The organism is Macrococcus bovicus (assembly GCF_030376725.1).
Taxonomy (GTDB): domain Bacteria; phylum Bacillota; class Bacilli; order Staphylococcales; family Staphylococcaceae; genus Macrococcus; species Macrococcus bovicus.
Genome location: NZ_CP128470.1, coordinates 22,596 through 43,080, shown reverse-complemented (window position 1 = coordinate 43,080; position 20,485 = coordinate 22,596). Strand labels below are relative to the sequence as shown.

21 protein-coding genes, 2 tRNA genes and 1 pseudogene are annotated in these 20,485 nt (G+C 39.3%); 4 read left to right on the top strand and 20 right to left on the bottom strand.

Annotated elements, in window-relative coordinates:
- Window positions 1-92: 92 nt before the first annotated feature.
- Complete coding sequence (locus tag QSV55_RS00635; RefSeq protein ID WP_434784206.1) at window positions 93-1,223, bottom strand: NADH-dependent flavin oxidoreductase; 1,131 nt, start codon at window positions 1,221-1,223, stop codon at window positions 93-95.
- Window positions 1,204-1,602 carry a MerR family transcriptional regulator gene (locus QSV55_RS00630; protein ID WP_289650274.1) on the bottom strand — a complete coding sequence of 133 codons (399 nt, stop codon included), beginning with the start codon at window positions 1,600-1,602 and terminating at the stop codon, window positions 1,204-1,206. The genes QSV55_RS00635 and QSV55_RS00630 overlap by 20 nt, the downstream gene beginning before the upstream one ends.
- 265 nt (window positions 1,603-1,867) lie before the next feature.
- Here QSV55_RS00630 and isaB point away from each other — a divergent pair, with 265 nt between their 5' ends.
- Window positions 1,868-2,422 carry an immunodominant staphylococcal antigen IsaB family protein gene (gene isaB, locus QSV55_RS00625; protein WP_289650273.1) on the top strand — a complete coding sequence of 185 codons (555 nt, stop codon included), beginning with the start codon at window positions 1,868-1,870 and terminating at the stop codon, window positions 2,420-2,422.
- Window positions 2,423-2,583: 161 nt separating this feature from the next.
- On the opposite strand, the gene QSV55_RS00620 is transcribed toward isaB, so the two are convergent.
- The 5 genes from QSV55_RS00620 to QSV55_RS00600 form a co-directional block, all read right to left on the bottom strand.
- Window positions 2,584-3,426, bottom strand: a complete 843-nt coding sequence (locus QSV55_RS00620) for a hypothetical protein (protein WP_289650272.1) — start codon at window positions 3,424-3,426, stop codon at window positions 2,584-2,586.
- A gap of 251 nt (window positions 3,427-3,677) precedes the next feature.
- Window positions 3,678-4,052 carry a GNAT family N-acetyltransferase gene (locus tag QSV55_RS00615; protein ID WP_289650271.1) on the bottom strand — a complete coding sequence of 125 codons (375 nt, stop codon included), beginning with the start codon at window positions 4,050-4,052 and terminating at the stop codon, window positions 3,678-3,680.
- Window positions 4,053-4,123: 71 nt separating this feature from the next.
- Window positions 4,124-4,660: a GNAT family N-acetyltransferase gene (locus QSV55_RS00610; protein ID WP_289650270.1), complete on the bottom strand. Its 537-nt coding sequence runs from the start codon at window positions 4,658-4,660 to the stop codon at window positions 4,124-4,126.
- A 15-nt stretch (window positions 4,661-4,675) separates the two neighbouring features.
- Window positions 4,676-5,032: a DUF3021 family protein gene (locus QSV55_RS00605; protein WP_289650268.1), complete on the bottom strand. Its 357-nt coding sequence runs from the start codon at window positions 5,030-5,032 to the stop codon at window positions 4,676-4,678.
- 85 nt (window positions 5,033-5,117) lie between these two features.
- Entirely contained in the window at window positions 5,118-5,621 is a 504-nt protein-coding gene (locus QSV55_RS00600; protein ID WP_289650267.1) for a GNAT family N-acetyltransferase, read from the bottom strand.
- Window positions 5,622-6,052: 431 nt separating this feature from the next.
- Between QSV55_RS00600 and QSV55_RS00595 the strand changes: the two genes are divergently transcribed.
- On the top strand, window positions 6,053-6,607 hold the full coding sequence (locus QSV55_RS00595) for an SF0329 family protein (RefSeq protein WP_289650266.1): 555 nt from the start codon (window positions 6,053-6,055) through the stop codon (window positions 6,605-6,607).
- Window positions 6,608-7,279: 672 nt separating this feature from the next.
- Here QSV55_RS00595 and QSV55_RS00590 read toward each other — a convergent pair.
- From QSV55_RS00590 to QSV55_RS00570, 5 genes are all read right to left on the bottom strand, one after another.
- Window positions 7,280-7,597, bottom strand: a complete 318-nt coding sequence (locus QSV55_RS00590) for a rhodanese-like domain-containing protein (RefSeq protein WP_289650265.1) — start codon at window positions 7,595-7,597, stop codon at window positions 7,280-7,282.
- A 35-nt stretch (window positions 7,598-7,632) separates the two neighbouring features.
- A complete protein-coding gene (locus tag QSV55_RS00585; protein WP_289650264.1) occupies window positions 7,633-8,949 on the bottom strand; it encodes an MBL fold metallo-hydrolase in 1,317 nt (438 codons plus the stop codon).
- Window positions 8,950-9,151: 202 nt separating this feature from the next.
- Window positions 9,152-9,649: a GNAT family N-acetyltransferase gene (locus QSV55_RS00580; RefSeq protein WP_289650263.1), complete on the bottom strand. Its 498-nt coding sequence runs from the start codon at window positions 9,647-9,649 to the stop codon at window positions 9,152-9,154.
- Window positions 9,650-9,674: 25 nt separating this feature from the next.
- Window positions 9,675-9,962, bottom strand: a complete 288-nt coding sequence (locus tag QSV55_RS00575) for a hypothetical protein (RefSeq protein WP_289650262.1) — start codon at window positions 9,960-9,962, stop codon at window positions 9,675-9,677.
- A gap of 44 nt (window positions 9,963-10,006) precedes the next feature.
- Complete coding sequence (locus tag QSV55_RS00570; RefSeq protein ID WP_289650261.1) at window positions 10,007-10,594, bottom strand: TetR/AcrR family transcriptional regulator; 588 nt, start codon at window positions 10,592-10,594, stop codon at window positions 10,007-10,009.
- Between the two features lie 157 nt (window positions 10,595-10,751).
- Here QSV55_RS00570 and QSV55_RS00565 point away from each other — a divergent pair, with 157 nt between their 5' ends.
- Complete coding sequence (locus tag QSV55_RS00565) at window positions 10,752-12,434, top strand: CocE/NonD family hydrolase (RefSeq protein WP_149458937.1); 1,683 nt, start codon at window positions 10,752-10,754, stop codon at window positions 12,432-12,434.
- A 391-nt stretch (window positions 12,435-12,825) separates the two neighbouring features.
- A pseudogene (locus tag QSV55_RS00560) lies at window positions 12,826-13,786 on the top strand (IS30 family transposase).
- 90 nt (window positions 13,787-13,876) lie between these two features.
- Here QSV55_RS00560 and rlmH read toward each other — a convergent pair.
- From rlmH to QSV55_RS00520, 8 genes are all read right to left on the bottom strand, one after another.
- Entirely contained in the window at window positions 13,877-14,356 is a 480-nt protein-coding gene (gene rlmH, locus QSV55_RS00555) for a 23S rRNA (pseudouridine(1915)-N(3))-methyltransferase RlmH (RefSeq protein WP_289650260.1), read from the bottom strand.
- A gap of 250 nt (window positions 14,357-14,606) precedes the next feature.
- A complete protein-coding gene (locus tag QSV55_RS00550) occupies window positions 14,607-15,398 on the bottom strand; it encodes an MBL fold metallo-hydrolase (RefSeq protein WP_133452100.1) in 792 nt (263 codons plus the stop codon).
- A gap of 17 nt (window positions 15,399-15,415) precedes the next feature.
- Window positions 15,416-16,210, bottom strand: a complete 795-nt coding sequence (locus QSV55_RS00545) for a two-component system regulatory protein YycI (protein ID WP_289650259.1) — start codon at window positions 16,208-16,210, stop codon at window positions 15,416-15,418.
- A complete protein-coding gene (locus QSV55_RS00540) occupies window positions 16,210-17,514 on the bottom strand; it encodes a YycH family regulatory protein (protein WP_289650258.1) in 1,305 nt (434 codons plus the stop codon). Before QSV55_RS00540 ends, QSV55_RS00545 begins: the two co-directional genes overlap by 1 nt.
- Window positions 17,507-19,369 carry a cell wall metabolism sensor histidine kinase WalK gene (walK, locus tag QSV55_RS00535; RefSeq protein WP_289650257.1) on the bottom strand — a complete coding sequence of 621 codons (1,863 nt, stop codon included), beginning with the start codon at window positions 19,367-19,369 and terminating at the stop codon, window positions 17,507-17,509. Before walK ends, QSV55_RS00540 begins: the two co-directional genes overlap by 8 nt.
- A complete protein-coding gene (gene yycF, locus QSV55_RS00530) occupies window positions 19,369-20,073 on the bottom strand; it encodes a response regulator YycF (RefSeq protein WP_133452104.1) in 705 nt (234 codons plus the stop codon). The genes walK and yycF overlap by 1 nt, the downstream gene beginning before the upstream one ends.
- 118 nt (window positions 20,074-20,191) lie before the next feature.
- Window positions 20,192-20,264: transfer RNA gene (locus QSV55_RS00525), tRNA-Asp, on the bottom strand.
- Between the two features lie 14 nt (window positions 20,265-20,278).
- Window positions 20,279-20,353, bottom strand: a tRNA-Glu gene (locus QSV55_RS00520).
- Window positions 20,354-20,485: the final 132 nt, after the last annotated feature.

The following is a 20,485-nucleotide window of genomic DNA, read 5'->3' as shown; positions in this document are numbered from 1 at the left end:
TTTCACGCTCAGCTCATCTTAATCGTCGACTGTAACTCATCAGAAGTAGCAAGAGGCATATGTAAAGGATCATCCTTCACATATGCCTCTTGCTACTTCAGTTTAAACCATCCACCTGAGTTTTCTATAATATTCCATAGTTTCTCTGGAAGTACATACTCTGGCTTCCGGCTTAAATCAATGGTATCTTCAATTTCTTCTACTGCTCCCACTCGAACTTTTGCCGCCCAATCTGGATTGATAATCAACCCATGACCGATGGCCGCAATATCTGCGCCTTGCTCTATCAATATCTCAACTTGCTCAGGTGTCGTAATCATTCCCGCAGCGATTAGCGGTATTCTCCCATTGAGATGCGCTGCAAATCGTTCAACCAATGTTTGATTGTTCCTTTCATTTTTAGCTTGTGCACTTACTGCTTCTGATAAACTAATATGAATATAATCAACATCTTTTTCGATAAGAGCATCTGTCAGCGCTAATGTATCTTCAACGACTAAACCATCTTCATAATGTTCATCCGGCGAGATTCTAAAGCCTACACCGAAAGGTCGATCAGCATGAGTCTGAATGACAGATTGAATCTCGTCAATAATGGCTAACGCAAAGCGCAATCGATTTTCTAAACTACCTCCCCACTCATCTGTTCTCACATTAAAGTGCGGTGATAAGAAGTTTTGAATCAAGAACCCATGCGCTCCATGTAACTCAACACCGTCAAACCCTGCTTCAATCGCACGACGCGTCGTTTCACCAAAAGCTTTAATTACCTCTTTAATTTCTTCAGTAGATAAAGCTCTTGGGTGAGTTTCTGGTGCAAAACCGCTGGCTTCACAGACGACATCACTGCTACTCACAACATCGCCTTCAGGAATTAAATCTGCTAATGCTTTATTTCCCGCATGGAAAATCTGCATATAGGCAAGACTCCCCCCGCTTTTCGCTGCCGTTGCCAATTTCTTAAGACTGGGAATAAAACGGTCGTCATAAGCTGCATATTCATCTGTGAAGCCGATGCCATTTTCCTGAACATGCGTACAACCTGTAATCACTAAACCAACGTCTCTCACACGTCTCTCATAGTAGGCTACTTCTTCATCTGAAATAGTGTAATCATCGTTACTTGACCACGTTGTCATCGGGGCCATTGCAATTCTATTTTTAAGTATACTTCCACTTTTTAAAGTGATGGGATTGAATATTTTATTTACCTGCATCATTATTACCTTCCTTTTTCTCCTGGAAACATTGATCAATATTTCCTTCATATAAATGAATTTTATAATCTAAAAAATCTAACCCTTCTTGTAGCTTCTGCATTTGTGCTATGACAGCCTGCCGATGGTTGATTAGTAAGGAGAGTCGTTCTGCAATAGTTGAATCTCCAATATGGCCTAAGTCACAAAATACTTTTATATCTGCAATTGTCATACCGGTTTCCTTTAAATGTGTTATTGACTCAATCCACAATTTATTCTCTTCGGAAAAGACACGGTTATTTCCAAGTCGATCAACTTTAAACAAACCTTCTTTTTCATAGTATCTTAATGTATGTTCGCTTAAACCTGTCAGTTCAACAAATTCTTTCATCGTCCATGTCATGTCATCACCAACCTTCTAACTCAGCTTAACACCTAGAGTAAACTCTAAGTCAAGATTGAACTACGATAAATAATTTGCAGCCTTCTCACCATGTATTAATCGTGTAAATTAATCTTCTTTCCATACTGTCTTCAACTATTTCTTTAAAACTTATAAATTTAATCGTAATAATTATTGTTTATGAAATATGATAGAAATACTTGTAATATAATTGAAATTAATTATAATGGGGTTGTAGTAAAAAATAGGAATTGGAGGAATGATGATGAATAAGAAAATGAGAATGATCAGTGCAACAGGATTAGCGACTGCCCTATTATTTTCTGCTGTAGGATTCAATGACACTGCCAGTGCTAAGACAAAAATGATTGAGACTACTAAGGTCCCGACAAATAAAACAAGCCGTTCCCTTGATAAGACTCAGCCTTATTATTACTACAATGGTTACTTTGCTTACAGTGGGAAAACAGTACTGAATAAAGCTTTCAAAGATGCCGTTAATCATGACAACCTGATGATAGACGGTTATATGGTCAACAAAAAACGCCTGCCACAAATTCATAGTGCTGCCGGGTTCTATAGCCATGATAATTTAATTGACAAGTATGACAAAAATACAATTACAGCCATTACATTGACACCACAGAATAAACTGATTAGTAAAGCAGCGTTCGAAGCATCATATAAATCTTTCCCGTTAGTAAAACAGGTTAAATCCAACGATCGCACTGCAGTGACGAATCTCTATAAAACGAAGAAAAACACTTACTTCACAGCATATTTTGAAAATGACTACTTAAAATACTTCACTATTCAATAATAGTAAGGAATAAGAAAATGAAGCGCCCCTTAAAGTCAGATGATAAATCCAACGTCAAGGGGCGCTTTATTTGAAGATAGTTTCTTTATAAGTTGTTTATCTTCTTCATTACCGCTGATAAAATTATTCATTTAGATTAGGTCTGCGCTCTTCATTATCATTTATTTTCTCGTATTAAGATTAAATGCATATGAATCATCGCTCTTCACACTAATATAAAATGCTTTCTCATCTCTTATTTCAATAACAAAGGTTCTTCTATAAGGTTCGAAATGAACTGTATTCAGGTCCAGTTTTTCCTCTAAAAAGAAGATGCCTTGGACATTATAATAACCATCATTACAGGTACAGAGCATTAAATCGCTGATGATATCAATATCAAGCTCATAATCGAATAGAATGTGATTACATTTCTCACGATAAGAAATACGATTTTCCAAAATATACTTCATCAGTTCTCTGCCTTTGATAAAAATGCTTTGTTTAGGTTTTAAGGTTTTTATTAGTAAAATCTCTCTATACTCATCATCCATTTCTAAGAGATAGGCATCGTCACCTCTGTAAATTATATTGCCGACAATAAGAACTTCATGTTTTTCCATCGGCAGCAAATAGGGCGGTTTCAAATCTCTATGGGTTAATTTTATGTAAGATTGTATTGATGGATCATAGCTTAATCGACCTATTATAGGATCCCATATAAGTACAGGCCGGTTCTTCCTATCTAATAAAACAGTGAGAAAATAGCCTGTATCTTCTCCATCTTCTAAGTCTATATTCTCCCTATTAACGTATGCCTCAAAACCATCGATCATTGCTTCAAATTTTTTATCTTCTATCAATTTAATAAATATACTCTTTATATCATTACTATGTGCATCTATAGAAATTAATTGATTATCTACATCACTGATAATTCCTTTTTCTATTTTCAATGAATCAGGATACAAATCTACTCCGCTTGGATCATCTTTTAAAATAAATTCTAGTAACTTTTTTATCATTATCCTGCTTCCTTTAAAATTGATTTAACTGTTTTTCAGTAACTGGATATCTTGATCTTTAGCTCGGTTAATATTTTTATTGGTGTTGACATATTCGGAGTATAATAACCCGTATACTTTTTGATTTATGTATTGTCCTTCTATTTTCTGTGACTCTCTAATAATCCCTTCCAATTTGAAATCAAGTTTTTCTGACACTCTGCAGCTTCCTTGATTATTTTCAGCTATATATAGTTCGATTTTATTAAGCATTAAACGATTAAACTGTAATCAATCATTGATTCTAGTGACGAAGTCATGATTCCTTTAGAGGCAAATTTCTCACCTATGAAATAACCCATTTCTCTAATATCATTATCGCTATCCAATTCATTAAATCCTATCATTCCACATAGCTGTTCTTTATAAATAATTCCAAACCACAGAGGTAAAGATTTTTCACGTGAAACCATTTTTATTCTTAGTTCCAGACTTTCAAACGCTTGTTTCTTTAACTGATTTTGATTCAGCCAAGTCAATGCTTCTTTAAAATAAACATAGTTTTCTACTAATAAATTGTAAAAGGCTTTCTCGTCAGTCCTATTTAAATTTCTGAGATACAAATCAGCATTCAAAATGAGTTTCATTTCTACCTCCCCCTCTAATCTGGTTAAGCAAGTTTTCATATTCGCAAATTACGTCTATTCAATGTCTCATTTTATTTAGCCTTAATTAACGCATATAAATAAGCATCGCGGAATTCACTTTTTTCCTTGATATAGTCTTTCATCTTACCTTCTACTTCAAAGCCGCTTCTCTCAGCCACTTTCTGACTCGCCTTATTTTCAACCTGGATGACCAGCGTTAATCTGTTGAAGTCAAAATAATCGAATCCAAGTTCAATCATCCCTTGAACAGCTCTTGTCATGATGCCTTTCCCTTGTGCATCTTCCGTCAGCCAGTAACCTATCTCGGCGGATGAATTTGCAGGATTGATTGCATGAAAATCAATCAAGCCGACAATCTCTTCCTGATAACGAATAACTAATACTAGGCCTTTACCCGCAGCGAATTCTGTTAAAGAATTCTGCAAAAATTTAATTTCGTCTTCACTACTCTTCATGTAATCAGGCCAAGGTAGAAATTCATTTAAGTAGGCCCGGTTGTCTGAGATTAACCGATAAATCATTTTTCCGTCCTTTTCAGGGAGAGGTAACGCAAGTTTAATTTCATCATCGACTTTGTATGAAAACATATGTAATGCTCCTTTCTATCCCATTTTCCCCATCTTCTTCAGGATAACTGTGATAATGATGAAGATGAATCCTACTTTCAGAAAGCTAGCCAGGACTTTCGTGAAATGAATATGACCTGTAAAGTATATCTGCCAGATCAGCAGTAAAGGCAGAATCGTCACTACCATGATCAGAAAATGAATGACAATCTGCTTAGAAAAACGCCATTCGCTGTAGCTATAAATGACACTGGCCGCTCCGAGTATAAAGCCCATCAGACTGTATAGTAAAAATGACTCACTATTAGGCAGTTTAAGGAGTAAGGCTACTATATAGACTAAAAATAGAATTAAAAAAATTTTGATGCCTCTCATTATTCCAAATCTGATCAATCTGTTCAGCACTCCTTCTTTATACGATTGAGAAGACTAGGTAGCTACGTCTTCAACTGGTTGAATGAATCCTAGGGAAATGATCTTATTTCATCAATGCAAATATATAATCATCGTGTACGACGTCGCCATTTCCCCTTACCGCTCTATGAATAAAGCCTTCTTGTTGAAAACCCAGCTGCTCTATCAAGCGCTTAGATTTGCTATTGCACACAAACACTCTTGCGACGATGATCTCACACTGCATGTGATTGAATAAATAATCTATCATACTACACAATGCTTCCGTCATATAACCCTTGCCCTCATGCTCAGGATGCAGCGCGTAAGAGATATTCATACTATTGATACGGTATCTTAGATTATCTGGATGCAGAGAAATCATCCCTATTAACTCATCTGAATAAAAGATGTCTGTTAAGGACCCATCAGTTATCTGTTCTTTCAGTTCATGTAAATCTGTTTCCTCATCTACTTTTGGCATCGGATTAAAACATAAATAGCCTTCACTATTTCTAATCTCCATAAATGCCTTAATATCCGTATGACTGGGTGTCTTCAGCACCAGACGTTCCGTGTGAATCAGCATGCAACCACCTACCTTATTAAATTGATTACTTTCTTTTATTTTCTCTCAATAATATAAATAAAAGTGCAAATCCAAAAATAATAAAACCATTAAATGAATGAAATAATGAACTCACTATAGGTTCGTGTTTTGAAAAAACTCTAATGATAAATAACAAAAATGATGAAAAGAACATGATGCCTAAGAATCCTCTAAATCCATAGTGTCGTTTCCATGCGATATATAATAGTAAAACGGTGACTAACATTGCAATCGTCAGTAAAATGTTCGATGTCATATTTTATCCTTTCAAAACTTGATTTAAATTCTATCAATTTATTATTCAGTCAATGTTCAATAACATTATATATTTATTTTACCATATTTTTCTTAACGATTTTTTCATATACTATAATAAGAAATAGACTAAATCATAGGAGGACACTTTACTTATGCGCTGGACTAAACGAAAACAGATGCTGGAATCATTATTGTGTGATTCATTACAGGGGCGTATCCAGATTAATCGAATCGTATATCGTCAATCCCATGATCAGCCTTCCCGGCTGACGATCACGTTTGATAAAAATGAGATTTTTGCCACTGACAACATCTCATATGAAAGAGAAGCTTATAGACTCGGGAATCATATGGAAAGAAGTGAAGAGATGCCTTCACTTGATGAACGTTATCGTTTTATGATGGATGAGCTGTCAGAAACAGAAAGTCTGATTTACCAACATCGTATGGAAGAAGCGAATGATAAAGTAGAAGAAACTCTACATCAGCGGGGGTTATACGCCGACCATACTATTTATGATTTTTTCAACTATAATCAGTTATCGATAGATGAAGCAATGAATCACCGAAGTGAAGTGATACGTGCTTACGCCATGCTTGATAGAAGATTAGGTATGAGAAAACTGCAGAATATGAATCTCCACCAAGAACATCCACTCGTCCAGAAATTTTATGCTATCAGAAAGACTGCTGAGAATCTGTCCTGAATAGAGGTGATCTACCTTAACCAACAAAAAATTGAATTGATTAAGAATTTTTCTAATCGATCTCCATACAAAGAACGAGCCGACACATGCTTTAATCATAAGTGTCGACTCTTTAAATTCTGGTATTAGTCATTCAAGAAAAATATTGATGTTTAAAACCCATATTTAAAATTAGTTAGGAAGAGTCTCTTTAATTCAATATAAAATTTGAATCTGTTCCTTTACTAAGCTGTGCGTAAACAGTTTCTTTCCCTATACATTACAACTCTCCAAAGATAAACATGCTTAAAAGTACTAAGATTACAGCAACCAAAGAAAATCCTACTACTGTAAATACTTCTTCCAAGATAAAATTCCTCTTATTTCGTGGTGCTAAATCAGTTTTCATGCCATTTTCCATATAATCTATTATCTCATTATATGTTTTAACATCATATTTTTTTCTTAATATGGTCTACTTTAATGGCATAATACATAATCATCCATAGAATGAGCGGAACTAGCATCCCAAACCATCCATCACTAAACTTCATCGCTGCACCGAAAGATATGACGGCTAACAACAAAAATATTAACCTCATCTTACTCTAGTATATATTAACTTGATACGCTGAAATTATTCACTACATGCAGAAAATCCATCTGAGCGGAATCGCTCAGATGGATTTTCTTTTATTTTTTCCCGGTCACCCGTCGCCCTGCCCAGGCACTCATGCCCCCGCGGACATTCACCACATCTATACCCTTATCGGATAGAATCTGTGCTGCTCGTTTACTTCGCATGCCTGACTGACAGATCACATAGACCTGATCTTTATTCTGATAGTGCTGAATCTCTGTCAGGGGTACATTTTTGGCTCCTCTGATATGACCCGCCTGAAATTCTGCCGGGGTTCTCACATCCAAGAGATTGATGCGCTCTTTCATCAACGTCTCCAGTTCAGTAGTGGAGACAGATGGAATCCGTCTGAACAATGATTTCAAAAACATATAATTCCTCCTTTGATAGTCCTTTCGTATCTTTGTTACGACTTGACTGTCTGATAGCCACCTTTGATATTAATGACGTTGTCATAGCCTTTTTCTTTCAGAATACTCATCGCAATCGCACTTCTGACACCTGACTGACAGTGGACATAAATCTCATCCTCTTTATTAAATGGAATATCAGCTTGCTCGAGCTTACCGAAGTGCAGGTGTTTTGCCTCATCAAAGTGACTGTCGTTCCATTCTTTCTGCGTACGGACGTCCAGAATATGAATCTGGCTGCGGTCAAGTGCTTTGAAGTCAGCCGGTTCAATCTGTTCGTAAGACTGACCCTCTACTGTTGAAACATAAGTCTTCACACGGTCAAAGCCAATCATCTTAAGATCATGCGCTGCCTTCTGCACCGTGTCAAAATCACCGACCAGCTGTAAGTCCTGATTGTAATCCAGATACCAGCCTGCAAATGACAGGAACTTCTTGTTGTAAGGCACGTTGACTCCACTGCTCATATTCTCAGCGAACACTTCCTTAGCCCGTAAATCAATGGCAGGTCCTTCTAATTTTTCTGTCGGGACCACGCGATTGTAGTGCATGAGACCAAAGCCATCACGGTTGATACGTTTCATTTCTGCGAAGTAGTACGGCGGTTCTGGCTGATCTGCTGTCAGTGCTGTGATGAAAGTTTCTTCATCGTCATACTGGAATGCCCAACCATTCTGACGTTCATAGCCTAATGTCGTCACTGGTACAGCGCCTAAGGATTTACCGCAGGCACTACCTGCACCGTGACCCGGCCAGATCTGAATATAATCCGGTAATTCGTCCATCTTCTTCAGTGATTTGAACATTTCACGTGCGCCCGCTTCCGTTGTATCTTTGATACCTGCCGCTTCTTCCAGCAGGTCAGGACGACCGACATCCCCGACGAAGATGAAATCTCCTGTGAATAAGCCCATCGGTACATCAGAACCATTATCAAATAACAGGAAGCTGATACTTTCAGGTGTATGGCCCGGTGTGTGCAGTACTTGCAGCTTGACGTTACCGACTTTAATGATATCTCCGTCCATCACTGTTTCTGCCTCTACGTCCTTATATGTCCAGTCTGGACCGCCGTGACCTGACACGAATGCGGTTGCTCCGGCATGCAACATTTCGCGCAGACCTGATGCGAAATCCGCATGAATATGTGTCTCTGTGACCTGCGTGATCTTAAGGCCCTCTTTTTCAGCAGCTTCAAAGTAAGGGGCAAGCTCTCTTAAAGGATCAATGACGATTGCTTCACCTGTTTTCTGACAGCCGACTAAGTATGACATTTGTGCCAGTTGTTCGTTGAAAAATGATTTAAAATACATTTACATAAGCCCCCAATCAATTTTTAATACCTATGGGGGTATTGTATAACGTTATTTTAATTCTGTCAAATACCCCAGAGGGTATTTAAAACTCTATTTTGACTTATGAAGACCAGGAACGTATTGCTTTCCGTAATGCTGAAAGACTGCTTAAACTTTAATACATGCAAATGAAAATACACACGCCACAGCGTGTGTATTTTTACTTATTCAGCAGCTTTTCATAACAGTTAAACTTAAACGGTTTTCCGTGAAAATTAATCTGTCCTTTCAATTGATAATCTAAACGCTGAAAGATCTTATTCATTCCGATATTCATTGATGAAGTATCAGATCTTATAACTGTAATATGCTGATCAACAGCTGATTGTTCAGCAAACTGTATTAATTGTGTCGCATATCCTCCCTGACGATCAGCGGGATTAACAGCCAGCCGATGTATAACCAGATAATCTCCTTTATGCCAATCAAGTTCATCATATTCTTCAGGGGTTTCTTGGTTAAGCACAATAAATCCTTTAATTTCTTCTCTGTCTTCCAATATATACAGCGTCCGCTCCCGAATATCTTTTAGAAAGTCTTCTCTCAACGGATAATGCTCATCCCATTGAGGATTATAGGAATCTTTCATCTCATTGACAGTATGATGGACGATAATCATAATCTCATCTAAATCTTTCACTTCTGCCAGCCGATACATTTAAAACCACCTCCTCATTCAATCCTCATGAGTAAAACCAGAACAGCAATATAACATGGAACAGGGCTGTCATCCACGGCCCAATGATTCGTACTTTATTCGTAAAACCGATACCAGCAAAGCCATCTCCTAAATGTACAAGGATAATGACGAGTGAAATCGCAAGTAGGTATAAGGCGTCATGAATGATAAATGTACTCATGCTGACTAACACGATTGCTGCACTTCTTGCCAAGATATATTTCGTATTTAATCGGTTGTTATTCGAAGTACCTGCTTTTATATAAGCTTCGATTGAAAAACCCAGACTCACGCACGTACTGATTAGTGTATAAATTGCTACGATATAATAGCCCATCATCTTCTTTCTTTCATTTCAACTTCTTCCTCAATAATGCCTGCCGGGCCATGCGTAATCAATTTATAGAAATGCTGCGCTAAATCTTCACTGCTCATTCTATTTGTATCCTGCACCCAGTGCTTAATAAGTGCAATCCCTGCCCCGGATACATAACTCATAAAGTAATCAAAGGGAATAGCACCTATCGTATCATCTTTCTTTCTAAATAGACTCAAATGCACATTGATCAGCCGATAAAGTTTATCTTCGATATTACTATCCTTTAAATTAAAAGCAAAGTAGTAATAATCCATGTGCTCATCTATATGATTTACCAGCCCGTCGATTACATCTACAACAGCGTAGGTGCTTTGAACGGCTGTCTGTCCGATAGCGTGATGAATCAACTTGATATAATCATCTTCAATCTTATCAAGCAGATCGTATTTATCATAATAATGCGCATAAAATGTACTTCGATTAATATTTGCTTGATCTGCGATGGCCTGCACAGTAATTTGTTCGAATTGTTTAGTAGAGGAAATTTCGAAAAATGCTTGTTTAATCGCTTCCTGTGATTTATTAATTCTTCTGTCTTGTTTCATTACGCCTCCTGCAGAGTATATATTTCATTTCATTGTCCTACAATGATAGTCAATCTGTTGGAAAACCTACAATACACCTGATATTGATGATTGTAACACGTTTGCTTAAGTCTTATGATGATGACATCAACATAAGGTAAAGAAAGGAATGATTATCATGAACCAGCAATTAATGGGCAATCCTGAACTCACTGTAACTGATGCAGCAGAATTGCATGAAGGACTTAATCATATCGTAGTAGATAGCATCCAGTACGGCTATCAGGAAATGATCATGGAGAAAGATCTTCCTGTTACGATGGTAGACGGCCACGTATTATATGTGAATGTCTTCCGACCAAATAAAGCCGGACAATTTCCCGTTGTTATCTCAGCAGATACATACGGTAAAGACAATAAACCTAAAATAACAAATATGGGACCGGTATGGCCGACACTCGGTCCTATCCCAACTTCTAGTTTCACTCCTGAAGAGTCGCCTGATCCAGGTTTCTGGGTTCCTAATGATTATGTCGTTGTAAAAGTTGCACTTCGCGGCAGTGCAGGTTCGCTGGGCGCATTAAAACCATGGGGATTAGACGAAGCGAAAGATTACGCCGAAGTGATTGAATGGGCCGGCCGTCAGCAGTGGAGTAATGGCAATGTCGGTACGAACGGTGTATCTTATCTTGCTGTCACACAGTGGTGGGTTGCTTCACTTCAACCGAAACATTTAAAAGCAATGATTCCATGGGAAGGTCTCAATGATATGTACCGTGAAATCGCCTTCCACGGCGGAATTCCTGATACCGGATTTTATCGCTTCTGGCATCAAGGACTTATGATGAGATGGCCGGACAATCAACAGATTGAAAACTTGCCGGCCCAACAGCAGAATCACCCATTGTTCGATGATTACTGGAAAGGTAAACAAGCTGATTTAAGTGCCATTCACATCCCTATCCTTGCATGTGCCAGCTGGTCAACGCAAGGTCTTCACAACAGAGGCAGCTTCGAAGGATTTAAGCAGGCAGCTTCTCACCAAAAATGGCTGTATGTTCACGGCAGAAAAGAATGGGAAACATATTATACACGTGAAGCATTAGAAATGCAGAAAGCTTTCTTTGATTATTTCCTTAAAGGCATAGAGAATGACTGGACTGAAACACCTGCCGTCAGCTATGAATTACGAGACAAATTCTATAAAGGAACACGAAAAGAAGCTAAAGCATGGCCACTGCCTGAAACTACAGCAGAAGCTTATTACTTAAATGCTGACAGCTTAATGATGGAACAGCAGTGTCCAGCTGAAGAAGCAGTTATTTCATATGATAGCTCATCAGAAAATGATGAAGTACGCTTTACAAAAACATTTGACCAGAAAACAGAGCTCACAGGCAATATGAAGTTGAAACTGTGGGTATCTTCTGAAGAAGCTGATGATATGGATTTATTTATCGGTATTAAAAAACTTGACAGAAATGGTGCTGAAGTTCATTTCCCTGACTTTAACCACATTGAAAAAGGACAGGTGGCTGCAGGCTGGCTACGTGTATCTCACAGAGCACTTGATACAGAAAGATCCACTCCATTGCAACCATGGTTGAAACATGAGGAACGACAATTAATGAAACCTGGCGAAATCGTTTCAGCAGAAGTAGAGATTTTACCATCAGGGACTTTGTTTAAAGTAGGCGAAAGTATTCAAGTGGTTATCAAAGCAAGCGAAGTGATTAAAGGAAGCAGTACATTCGGTGCTAAAACACGTTACGAACATACAGAAACCGTAAACAATGGACGCTATCACATTCATACAGGTAAACACTACGATTCGCATTTACTCGTTCCCGTGATTAAATAGAAAAACAAATAATAGAACGAAGAACCTGATGCGTTTGTCTCCAACTATACTGAGATGTCTCAGTCGCTAATACGTATGCGAACTTCTGAACGGTCAGAACAATTTTCAAGTTAAAAAACTAGACAGATCCAACCGATGAACTCCTACAAGAGCAAGTAGCAGTTTTATAGGTTATTATCAAATGAAAGAATCTGGGATAAAAATAACTAATTCTTTGATTTAGGACTGTACTTTAATAAAAAACGGAAATTCCAAATTGGAATTTCCGTTTTTAAATGCAAAAAAGAGACTAATTCGCCGATTGTAAAATTAAGCTAGACAACTAAAAAATCCTTCTGAGCTAAACTCAATATGTATTTCCGACCAAAGAAAACATAAGGAGTTAGCACAAATGACCTATACATGTCTTACCACGGATGAACTTACGTTCATAGAATCATATTATCACCAGAATCTTCCGGTCAGTGAGATTTGCCGAAGAATTAAGCGTTCAAGACAGACCGTCTATAATGTGATTAATGCTTTCAAAAAAGGAGTATCTGCACTAGAGTTCTATCAAAACTATAAGAAAAGAAAATCCCTTTGTGGAAGACATAAAATCGTCCTTCCTAATCGTCAGATCAGTTATATTCGAGAAAGAATAGCCGACGGCTGGACACCTGACACTATCATAAGCAAGAATGAAGAATCTATCAGTTGTTCTGTTAAAACTCTGTACAGAATGTTCAGGGAAGGTATTCTTCCTGTTCATTCACTTCCGATGAAAGGGAAAAGGAAACCCAACGGCTATCATGAAAAAAAGAGGACGTCAGGCTTTCAGACGTCATATTTCAGAAAGAACAGTTGAATTCCCTGACTTTGATAGAGAGTTCGGTCATCTTGAGGGAGATACGATTGTCGGACGTCATCACGGCAGCGCAATCATCACCCTTGTTGAACGTGTTTCCAAGATGAACATTACCCTACGGCCGGAAGGTCGCAAGGCATCTGATATTGAAAAAGCACTGGGCAGCATGTTCTCAGCTTTACCACATCATCTCTTTAAATCCATTACATTCGACTGCGGTAAAAAGTTTTCCAGCTGGAAGTCAATCAGTAACCAGCACGATATATCTATCTTTTTTGCTGATCCAGGGACACTTTCGCAGCGTGGTCTAAATGAACATTCAAATGGAATGCTCAGGAGAAATGGCCTGGACAAAGATATGGATTTCAACACAGTTACGGATGACTATATTATTCAAGTTGCACATTCGCTAAATAATCGACCTAGAAAATCTCTTGGTTATAGGACACCATTGGAAGTATTTGTGATTTTCATCGGAGATGAGAAGTTGTCTAGCTTATTTTGACAAAAGAAAATATTTAAAAAACTCAATTAATCATATAAAAGAAGCTAACCAACTTTAGGATAGCTTCTTTCATATGCTTTATTAATCTCATCATTTATGATAAGCTTGCCCCTTCATAATCCTAAATGCTCTATAAACTTGTTCCAGCAGTATCACTTTCATCATCTGGTGGGGGAAGGTCATTTTACTAAAGGATAGGGCGAAGTTTGATCGTGCTAGCACGCTTTCATGCAGACCATTTGAGCCACCAATAATATAGGTGAGGTGGCTTTTGCCTATATTCATGTTGTGTTCAATATGCCGTGCAAGTTCGACTGAGTCCAGCTGCTTACCTTGAATCTCCAGTGTATAGACATAGCTGTCATCCTTAACCTTTGCCAGGATACGTTCCGCTTCTTTCTTCTTCGCTATCTCGATATCTTTCTCACTCATGTTATCCATATCTTTCTCATCCGCCACTTCTATCAGTTCCACCTTCGTATAGGCGCCGAGCCGCTTCACATACTCATCGACCGCCTGTTTCCAGTACTTCTCTTTCAACTTACCCACAGTGATAATTGTAGTCTTCATATTTATTCATCCTTTATGTATGAGTTATTCGACTTATCCACATGTTATTAACTTATTAACATTTCACAAGCCTTATTTTATCGTATTTTTCTCTTTTTATCTTCTTTTCTTCCATTTTCTTCTGCATAAACATAAAAAAAGATGCCTTGTTACCAAGACATCTTATTCACATGTGGATAACTTATGCTCTATCCACAAACTATTCATGGTTATCCACATTTCTCTGTGAAATTACTGTAAATGGTGTCAACTATACTTCATAAATCTTTGTTGCGGTGTCTTTATCCGTATCATGAAGCATGACATCATTTTTCGTGTCGATATCATGTTCATTCAGAATCTGTTCAACACTCATTCGTGCCAGGTCTTTCAGGTTATTATCTCTTGATAGGTGAGACAGATAGATTCTTTTGGTCGACCCCGTGATCACTTCACGCATGGCATAGGCCGCATCTTCATTGGAGACATGGCCCATATCGCTCAGGATACGTTGCTTCGTCTTCCAGGGATAGCGCCCCATTCTCAGCATATCGACATCATGATTGCTCTCGAAGATAAAACAGTCACTGCCATGTATCATCCCTTTCATGCGGTCTGAGACGTAGCCTGTATCTGTGATCATCGTCAGCTTCTTGTAATCATTATGGAAGATGTAGAACTGCGGGTCAATCGCGTCATGCGACACATTGAAGGACTCGATATCAAAGCCTGCGATACTTTTGGTTTCGTATGGATTGAAGATCATCTTCTGATCCTGCGGGATGTTTTTATCTGCCCGTTCTATCGCTTTCCATGTATTTTCGTTGGCATAGACCGGCAGTTTATACTTTCTTGCGAGGACCCCGAGTCCTTTAATATGATCGATATGTTCATGGGTGACGAGTATGCCATCCAGGTCTTCTATCTTCCGGTCAATCTGGCTGAAGAGGTCGACCATCTTCTTGCCTGATAGGCCGACATCCACTAATAATGAGCCTTTGTCGCTTTCGACGTAGGTCGCATTACCTGTTGAGCCACTTGCCAGTACTGACATTTTAATCATTTATATCACTCTCTTTATTACTTCAGTATAGGTTCCTGTGGATTCAGAGCATCCACATAGAATGTTTCACGCTTGCCGTCGTCATGTAATACCGCCACTTGCCACGTAGGTTTGAGGACTTGCCCTTCTATATTTGGGACAACAGAATAATAGCCCAGTCTGACCGCTGTGATCTCATCGCCTGATTTCAGCTTATTCTGATAGTAGAGAATTTCAAGCGCCCGTCTCGGTTCTACGACTGGTTTCTTCTTGTTATTGTTACCGATGCCTTCCTGCAGGTTCTCGATATAGGACTGCTCGTAGCTATATGCTTCGTTCTTATCATTATAATTCACAACGATTTTGGCTGTATCATTGCTCAGTATCGGATACTTGTTGAATGTCTGCTCATAGAGTATCCGTTTGTTCGTCCGGTCAATACCGCTCAGAATATATTCGATTCCTCTGTAGGGAACGGTCGCCATGAAGATATTCAGTTCTTCCATAATGACATCCGGCTCTATAGCACTGAGGGGCAGATTCGTCGCGATGCGGTCTTTGACAACTTTTTCTTTAACGACCGTGTTACTGCGCGTTGTATTCGTGGCATCGAACTTTTTGCTGCGTCCGGACAAGTAATTCAGTTTGACGCCTTCTGACGGCGGCAGTTCTTTCGGTAACTTGATGTTCTCCTTCTCGAAAGACAGCACTTTTTCATTCGCGATATCTATCTGATTAGAACGTTCAACTTTCTGATAGTACAGGGCACCGAGACAGATATTGATGATCAGAAAAACAAAGATAAAGAGTGAGCTTGCTTGTTTCCAGTCCACTACTTCAGCCTCCCATCCTCATACTTCAGCCATCTGTTGTTATATTCAATATACCAGTGCGGTTCAAACAGCAGATTGGCCTGAATTTCACTATCTGCTGATTTTTTCATTTCATAGCCGATCAGCATATTCGTGATTTTATCGAAACGGTATTCTTTAGAAGAGGCAAGTCTGTAACGGACTCTTTCTGCGCTCGGTAGTTTCTCTACTGCCTGTGTCGAAGGAACTGCGACACTGGTTGATAAAAGGCCCCGTCGATATTCATACTGATCATTCTTCCCCCAGATGACTGAGATATTGGACAGGCCTGTTTTATTGAAGACAGGTCTGCCCCCTAAGAACATCTGATAGTCAATCGTTCTATTATCATCATCGATATCGAACAGGCGGTAATCATCCGTGAAGCCACCATGACTGCTGATAAACTTGAATGATTTGACCAGTATCTCACGCGGTGCGGCCTTGACGGAATCCGCTTCTGATAAGTTGTTATATTTGTAGATATCGCTATCATTGACAGATACGATACCTGTATTACTGAAATAGGTGGTGCTCTCTTTACGGTCACGCTCTATGATGTTGTCCTGATCGTCCAGTACCGCATCATTGATATCTTTCACATTGATGCGGTCTGCAATATAACGGTATGCTCTGATATTGTCTGCTTCTTGCGGAATATAGAGCTGCATCTTATCACTCGACGTGAACTCATTGGTAACGAGACTTGTATAGTCCACCATAGACTTGCGTTCTGTCTGCATCAACTTATTGAATGCCTGGCTTTTGGCATCCGTCTCTATTTTCAGTACCTTTGTTCTGCCGATCAGATAAATATTGACGTTCTTACGGCTTTCACTATCAATCATCAGACGTTTGAACGTATACCTGTCTCCTGATTTATAGTTCATATCCAGTATGTTGGTCACGTACATGGTCTGCGGAATATCAACGGTAAAATCAAATAAAGTAAAACGGTTGCCGATGTTCTTCGCCTGAAATTTACCGTTATTATCAATCAGATAAGCCGATTGAATCTGACTTTCGCTTAAGAAGTTAGTCAGCTCCATAATCAGACGGCTTTCGGTTGTACCTTTGATATTGCCTTCATTGTAAGAAACAGCCTGGTAGGGCATATAGATATTCTTGATGTTATCGATAAATCGGGGGCCAATTGTCTTCTTTTCAACGACTGCTGTATCTACATTGGTCAGCTGAGGCTTGAAGTTCCATATCAGATAAGTCAGCACCATGCTTGAGCAGACGAGAATAATCAGTATGAGACTTTTAATCAGGTTCTTATACATCCCAATCACCATCATCTAAGACTTCACAAGGCAATGTGATATAGACAGAGGTCCCTTGATTTTCCTGACTGTTTGCCCAGATGCGGCCGTTATGTGCTTCGACGATTTCCTTACTGATCGCAAGACCGAGACCTGTTCCGCCCATTGTCCGCGTTCTCGCTTTATCAACCCGGAAGAAGCGGTCAAAAATTTTGTCGACCTTGTTTCTAGGAATACCGATCCCATTATCTTTAATCTGAATGGTCATACGGTTGAATAACATATTTTGTTTCACATGAAATTCAATGCGTTTTTTTCCTTTTGAATATTTAAGGGCGTTGGAGATGACGTTATCAAATACTTGTGTCATCTTATCAGGATCGATTTCCACAAAGATACCCGCTTTCGGAATATCGCGGATAAATGTCGCTGATTTTCCTTCGCTCATCTCAAAGCGGTTGATGATTTTATGGATGAACATATTAAAATCAATCAGTTCACGATTAATCGTTTCATTTGAATTATCCATCTTGGACAGTTGCAGCAAGTCATTGACCAGTCGAATCATGCGGTCTGTTTCTTCCCGTGTCACACTGAGGAACTGGGGCGCTAGTTCAGGGTTCTGCCAGGCCCCTTCTTCCAGCGCTTCTATATAGCTGCGCATAGAGGTCAGGGGTGTGCGCAGTTCATGCGAAACATTCGCCACGAACTCACGGCGTTCATTTTCAACGTGATGCTGTTCAGTGACATCATGGAGCACAGCGATGTAACCTGTGATAAAGCCCGTCTCCTGGATAATCGTTGAGAAGCTGGCACGGACGATCAGCGGGTATTCACCTGCAATGTCGATGATGACACCGCCGCTGTTCTCCTGCAGTTCTTCCAAAGAATAGTGCTCTTCCATCTTCAGCACATCCAGTACGTGACGGCCTTCTATGTCATCCTGATTGACAGACAGCATGCGCAGAGCCATATCATTGACGATACGCACGCGTCCTCGTCTGTCGGTTGCGATGACACCGTCTGACATATGAGTGATAACGGAATCCAGACGTCTCTTCTCACTTTCTGTATTGGCCTGAGCCTCCTGGACTCTTTTAGCCAGGTTATTGAAGGTCAGAGCCAGTTCCCCGATTTCATCATTTCCATACACTTTAACACGGTTCGTGTAATTCCCTTTTGACATCTCGAGCGCCTGATTACGCATGTCGGAAATCGGTTTAGTGATGGTTCTGGCAATAAAGAAGCCGAGAAGGACAGTGATCAGAAGGGACAGCCCGGTGCCGATAATGAAGATCTGGTTGATCTTGTCGAGCTGCTGATAGACTGTCTCGATACTTGATTCCACGTGAATCACACCTACAACTTCATTATTCACTTTAATGGTTTCATTTTTGACCCAGACACGCTTCTTATTTGTTCCTTCTTCCTTCAGCTGAATCTGGTCATTGCTCTGCCCGAGTGACAGCGCTTTTTGTATTTGAGTGTCCTTATTCTTCTGATCGATAGAAACGTTATCTGACACTTTACTTGTCGCAATGATCAGCTCATTCGTATTGATAAAACGGATTTCATCTATGTCTGAGCGGGCCTCCCCGATACCTGACCGTGAAGTATAATCATCGATAATAGACTGAATCTTCCGTTCCGTGTTATCGTCATTATTTTCCTTGTATGTTTCGTTAATATCATAAGCAACCTGCTTCACTTGTCGATCAACATTGTCCTTAAAGTTCTCAGTCAGCTCTTTTTCGAGATTATTCGTGAAATAGAGACCGATGATCTGCATGCCGATAATAATCAGCAGGACATAGACAACAACCAGCTTGATATGCAGGGATTGCAGCTTCTTAATGAATGCCTGAATATACTTCATTATTTATCCTGTACTTGTAAGAAATAACCGACACCACGTCTAGTCACGATATATTCAGGATGTGAAGCATCATCTTCAATCTTCTCTCTCAGTCTTCGGATGGTCACATCAACCGTTCTTACATCTCCAAAATAATCATAGCCCCATACAGTCTGCAGGAGGTGTTCACGTGTCATGACCTGGCCGATATGACGCGCCAAGTAATGGAAGAGTTCAAATTCACGATGAGTCAGTTCAATACTGACCCCGCGCTTTTTAATAGAATAAGCATCAGGATAGACCGTGATGTCCTTAATGACAATCTCATTGGTTTCTTCTTTTTCTTCGGACTGTGCCTGTGTGTAGTGACGTCGTAAGTTCGCTTTTACACGCGCAATCAGTTCGCGGGTACTGAATGGTTTAGTGACATAGTCATCTGCCCCGAGTTCCAGTCCCAGCACTTTATCGATCTCTGAGTCTTTCGCTGTCAGCATGATAATCGGCATATCGTATTTCTTCCGGACTTCACGGCAGACTTCCATGCCATCACGTCCCGGCAGCATGATATCCAGAAGTACGATATCCGGCTGTACTTCATAGATCAGTTCGACAGCATCATTACCATCATAAGCAACGTGGACATCATAACCCTCTTTTTTCAAATTAAATTCAAGTATATCCGCGATTGGTTTTTCATCATCTACAACGACTATTTTACGAGCCATAGGTAACCTCTTCTCTTTAGAGTTTCATTTACTATCTTATAATTTACCATTTTTATGTGTTTTTTTCTATCTACTGAATCACAACAAAAAAGACATGCATCAGATGCATGTCTTAGAGCGGTCCCGACGGGAATCGAACCCGCGATCTCCTGCGTGACAGGCAGGCATGTTAACCGCTACACCACGGGACCTAAAACTATTTAAATGGTGACCCCTACGGGATTCGAACCCGTGTTACCGCCGTGAAAGGGCGGTGTCTTAACCGCTTGACCAAGGGGCCGTATTTTTTTCAGCACAAGATTGATTATAGCATGGTTATTTATAATCTGACAACTATAATTCGAAAAAAACTTTATATTCTAAAACATTTTTCTACTTGTGAGCATTCTGAAATTTCTAATAATTTTTTTAT

What these genes read in the sequence shown, in the direction of transcription:
- QSV55_RS00630 (WP_289650274.1), bottom strand. Translation starts at nt 1,602, where the DNA reads ATGACATGGACGATGAAAGAATTTGTTGAACTGACAGGTTTAAGCGAA.
- isaB (WP_289650273.1), top strand. Translation starts at nt 1,868, where the DNA reads ATGAATAAGAAAATGAGAATGATCAGTGCAACAGGATTAGCGACTGCC.
- QSV55_RS00620 (WP_289650272.1), bottom strand. Translation starts at nt 3,426, where the DNA reads ATGATAAAAAAGTTACTAGAATTTATTTTAAAAGATGATCCAAGCGGA.
- QSV55_RS00615 (WP_289650271.1), bottom strand. Translation starts at nt 4,052, where the DNA reads ATGAAACTCATTTTGAATGCTGATTTGTATCTCAGAAATTTAAATAGG.
- QSV55_RS00610 (WP_289650270.1), bottom strand. Translation starts at nt 4,660, where the DNA reads ATGTTTTCATACAAAGTCGATGATGAAATTAAACTTGCGTTACCTCTC.
- QSV55_RS00600 (WP_289650267.1), bottom strand. Translation starts at nt 5,621, where the DNA reads ATGCTGATTCACACGGAACGTCTGGTGCTGAAGACACCCAGTCATACG.
- QSV55_RS00595 (WP_289650266.1), top strand. Translation starts at nt 6,053, where the DNA reads ATGCGCTGGACTAAACGAAAACAGATGCTGGAATCATTATTGTGTGAT.
- QSV55_RS00590 (WP_289650265.1), bottom strand. Translation starts at nt 7,597, where the DNA reads ATGTTTTTGAAATCATTGTTCAGACGGATTCCATCTGTCTCCACTACT.
- QSV55_RS00585 (WP_289650264.1), bottom strand. Translation starts at nt 8,949, where the DNA reads ATGTATTTTAAATCATTTTTCAACGAACAACTGGCACAAATGTCATAC.
- QSV55_RS00580 (WP_289650263.1), bottom strand. Translation starts at nt 9,649, where the DNA reads ATGTATCGGCTGGCAGAAGTGAAAGATTTAGATGAGATTATGATTATC.
- QSV55_RS00570 (WP_289650261.1), bottom strand. Translation starts at nt 10,594, where the DNA reads ATGAAACAAGACAGAAGAATTAATAAATCACAGGAAGCGATTAAACAA.
- QSV55_RS00565 (WP_149458937.1), top strand. Translation starts at nt 10,752, where the DNA reads ATGAACCAGCAATTAATGGGCAATCCTGAACTCACTGTAACTGATGCA.
- rlmH (WP_289650260.1), bottom strand. Translation starts at nt 14,356, where the DNA reads ATGAAGACTACAATTATCACTGTGGGTAAGTTGAAAGAGAAGTACTGG.
- QSV55_RS00550 (WP_133452100.1), bottom strand. Translation starts at nt 15,398, where the DNA reads ATGATTAAAATGTCAGTACTGGCAAGTGGCTCAACAGGTAATGCGACC.
- QSV55_RS00540 (WP_289650258.1), bottom strand. Translation starts at nt 17,514, where the DNA reads ATGTATAAGAACCTGATTAAAAGTCTCATACTGATTATTCTCGTCTGC.
- walK (WP_289650257.1), bottom strand. Translation starts at nt 19,369, where the DNA reads ATGAAGTATATTCAGGCATTCATTAAGAAGCTGCAATCCCTGCATATC.
- yycF (WP_133452104.1), bottom strand. Translation starts at nt 20,073, where the DNA reads ATGGCTCGTAAAATAGTCGTTGTAGATGATGAAAAACCAATCGCGGAT.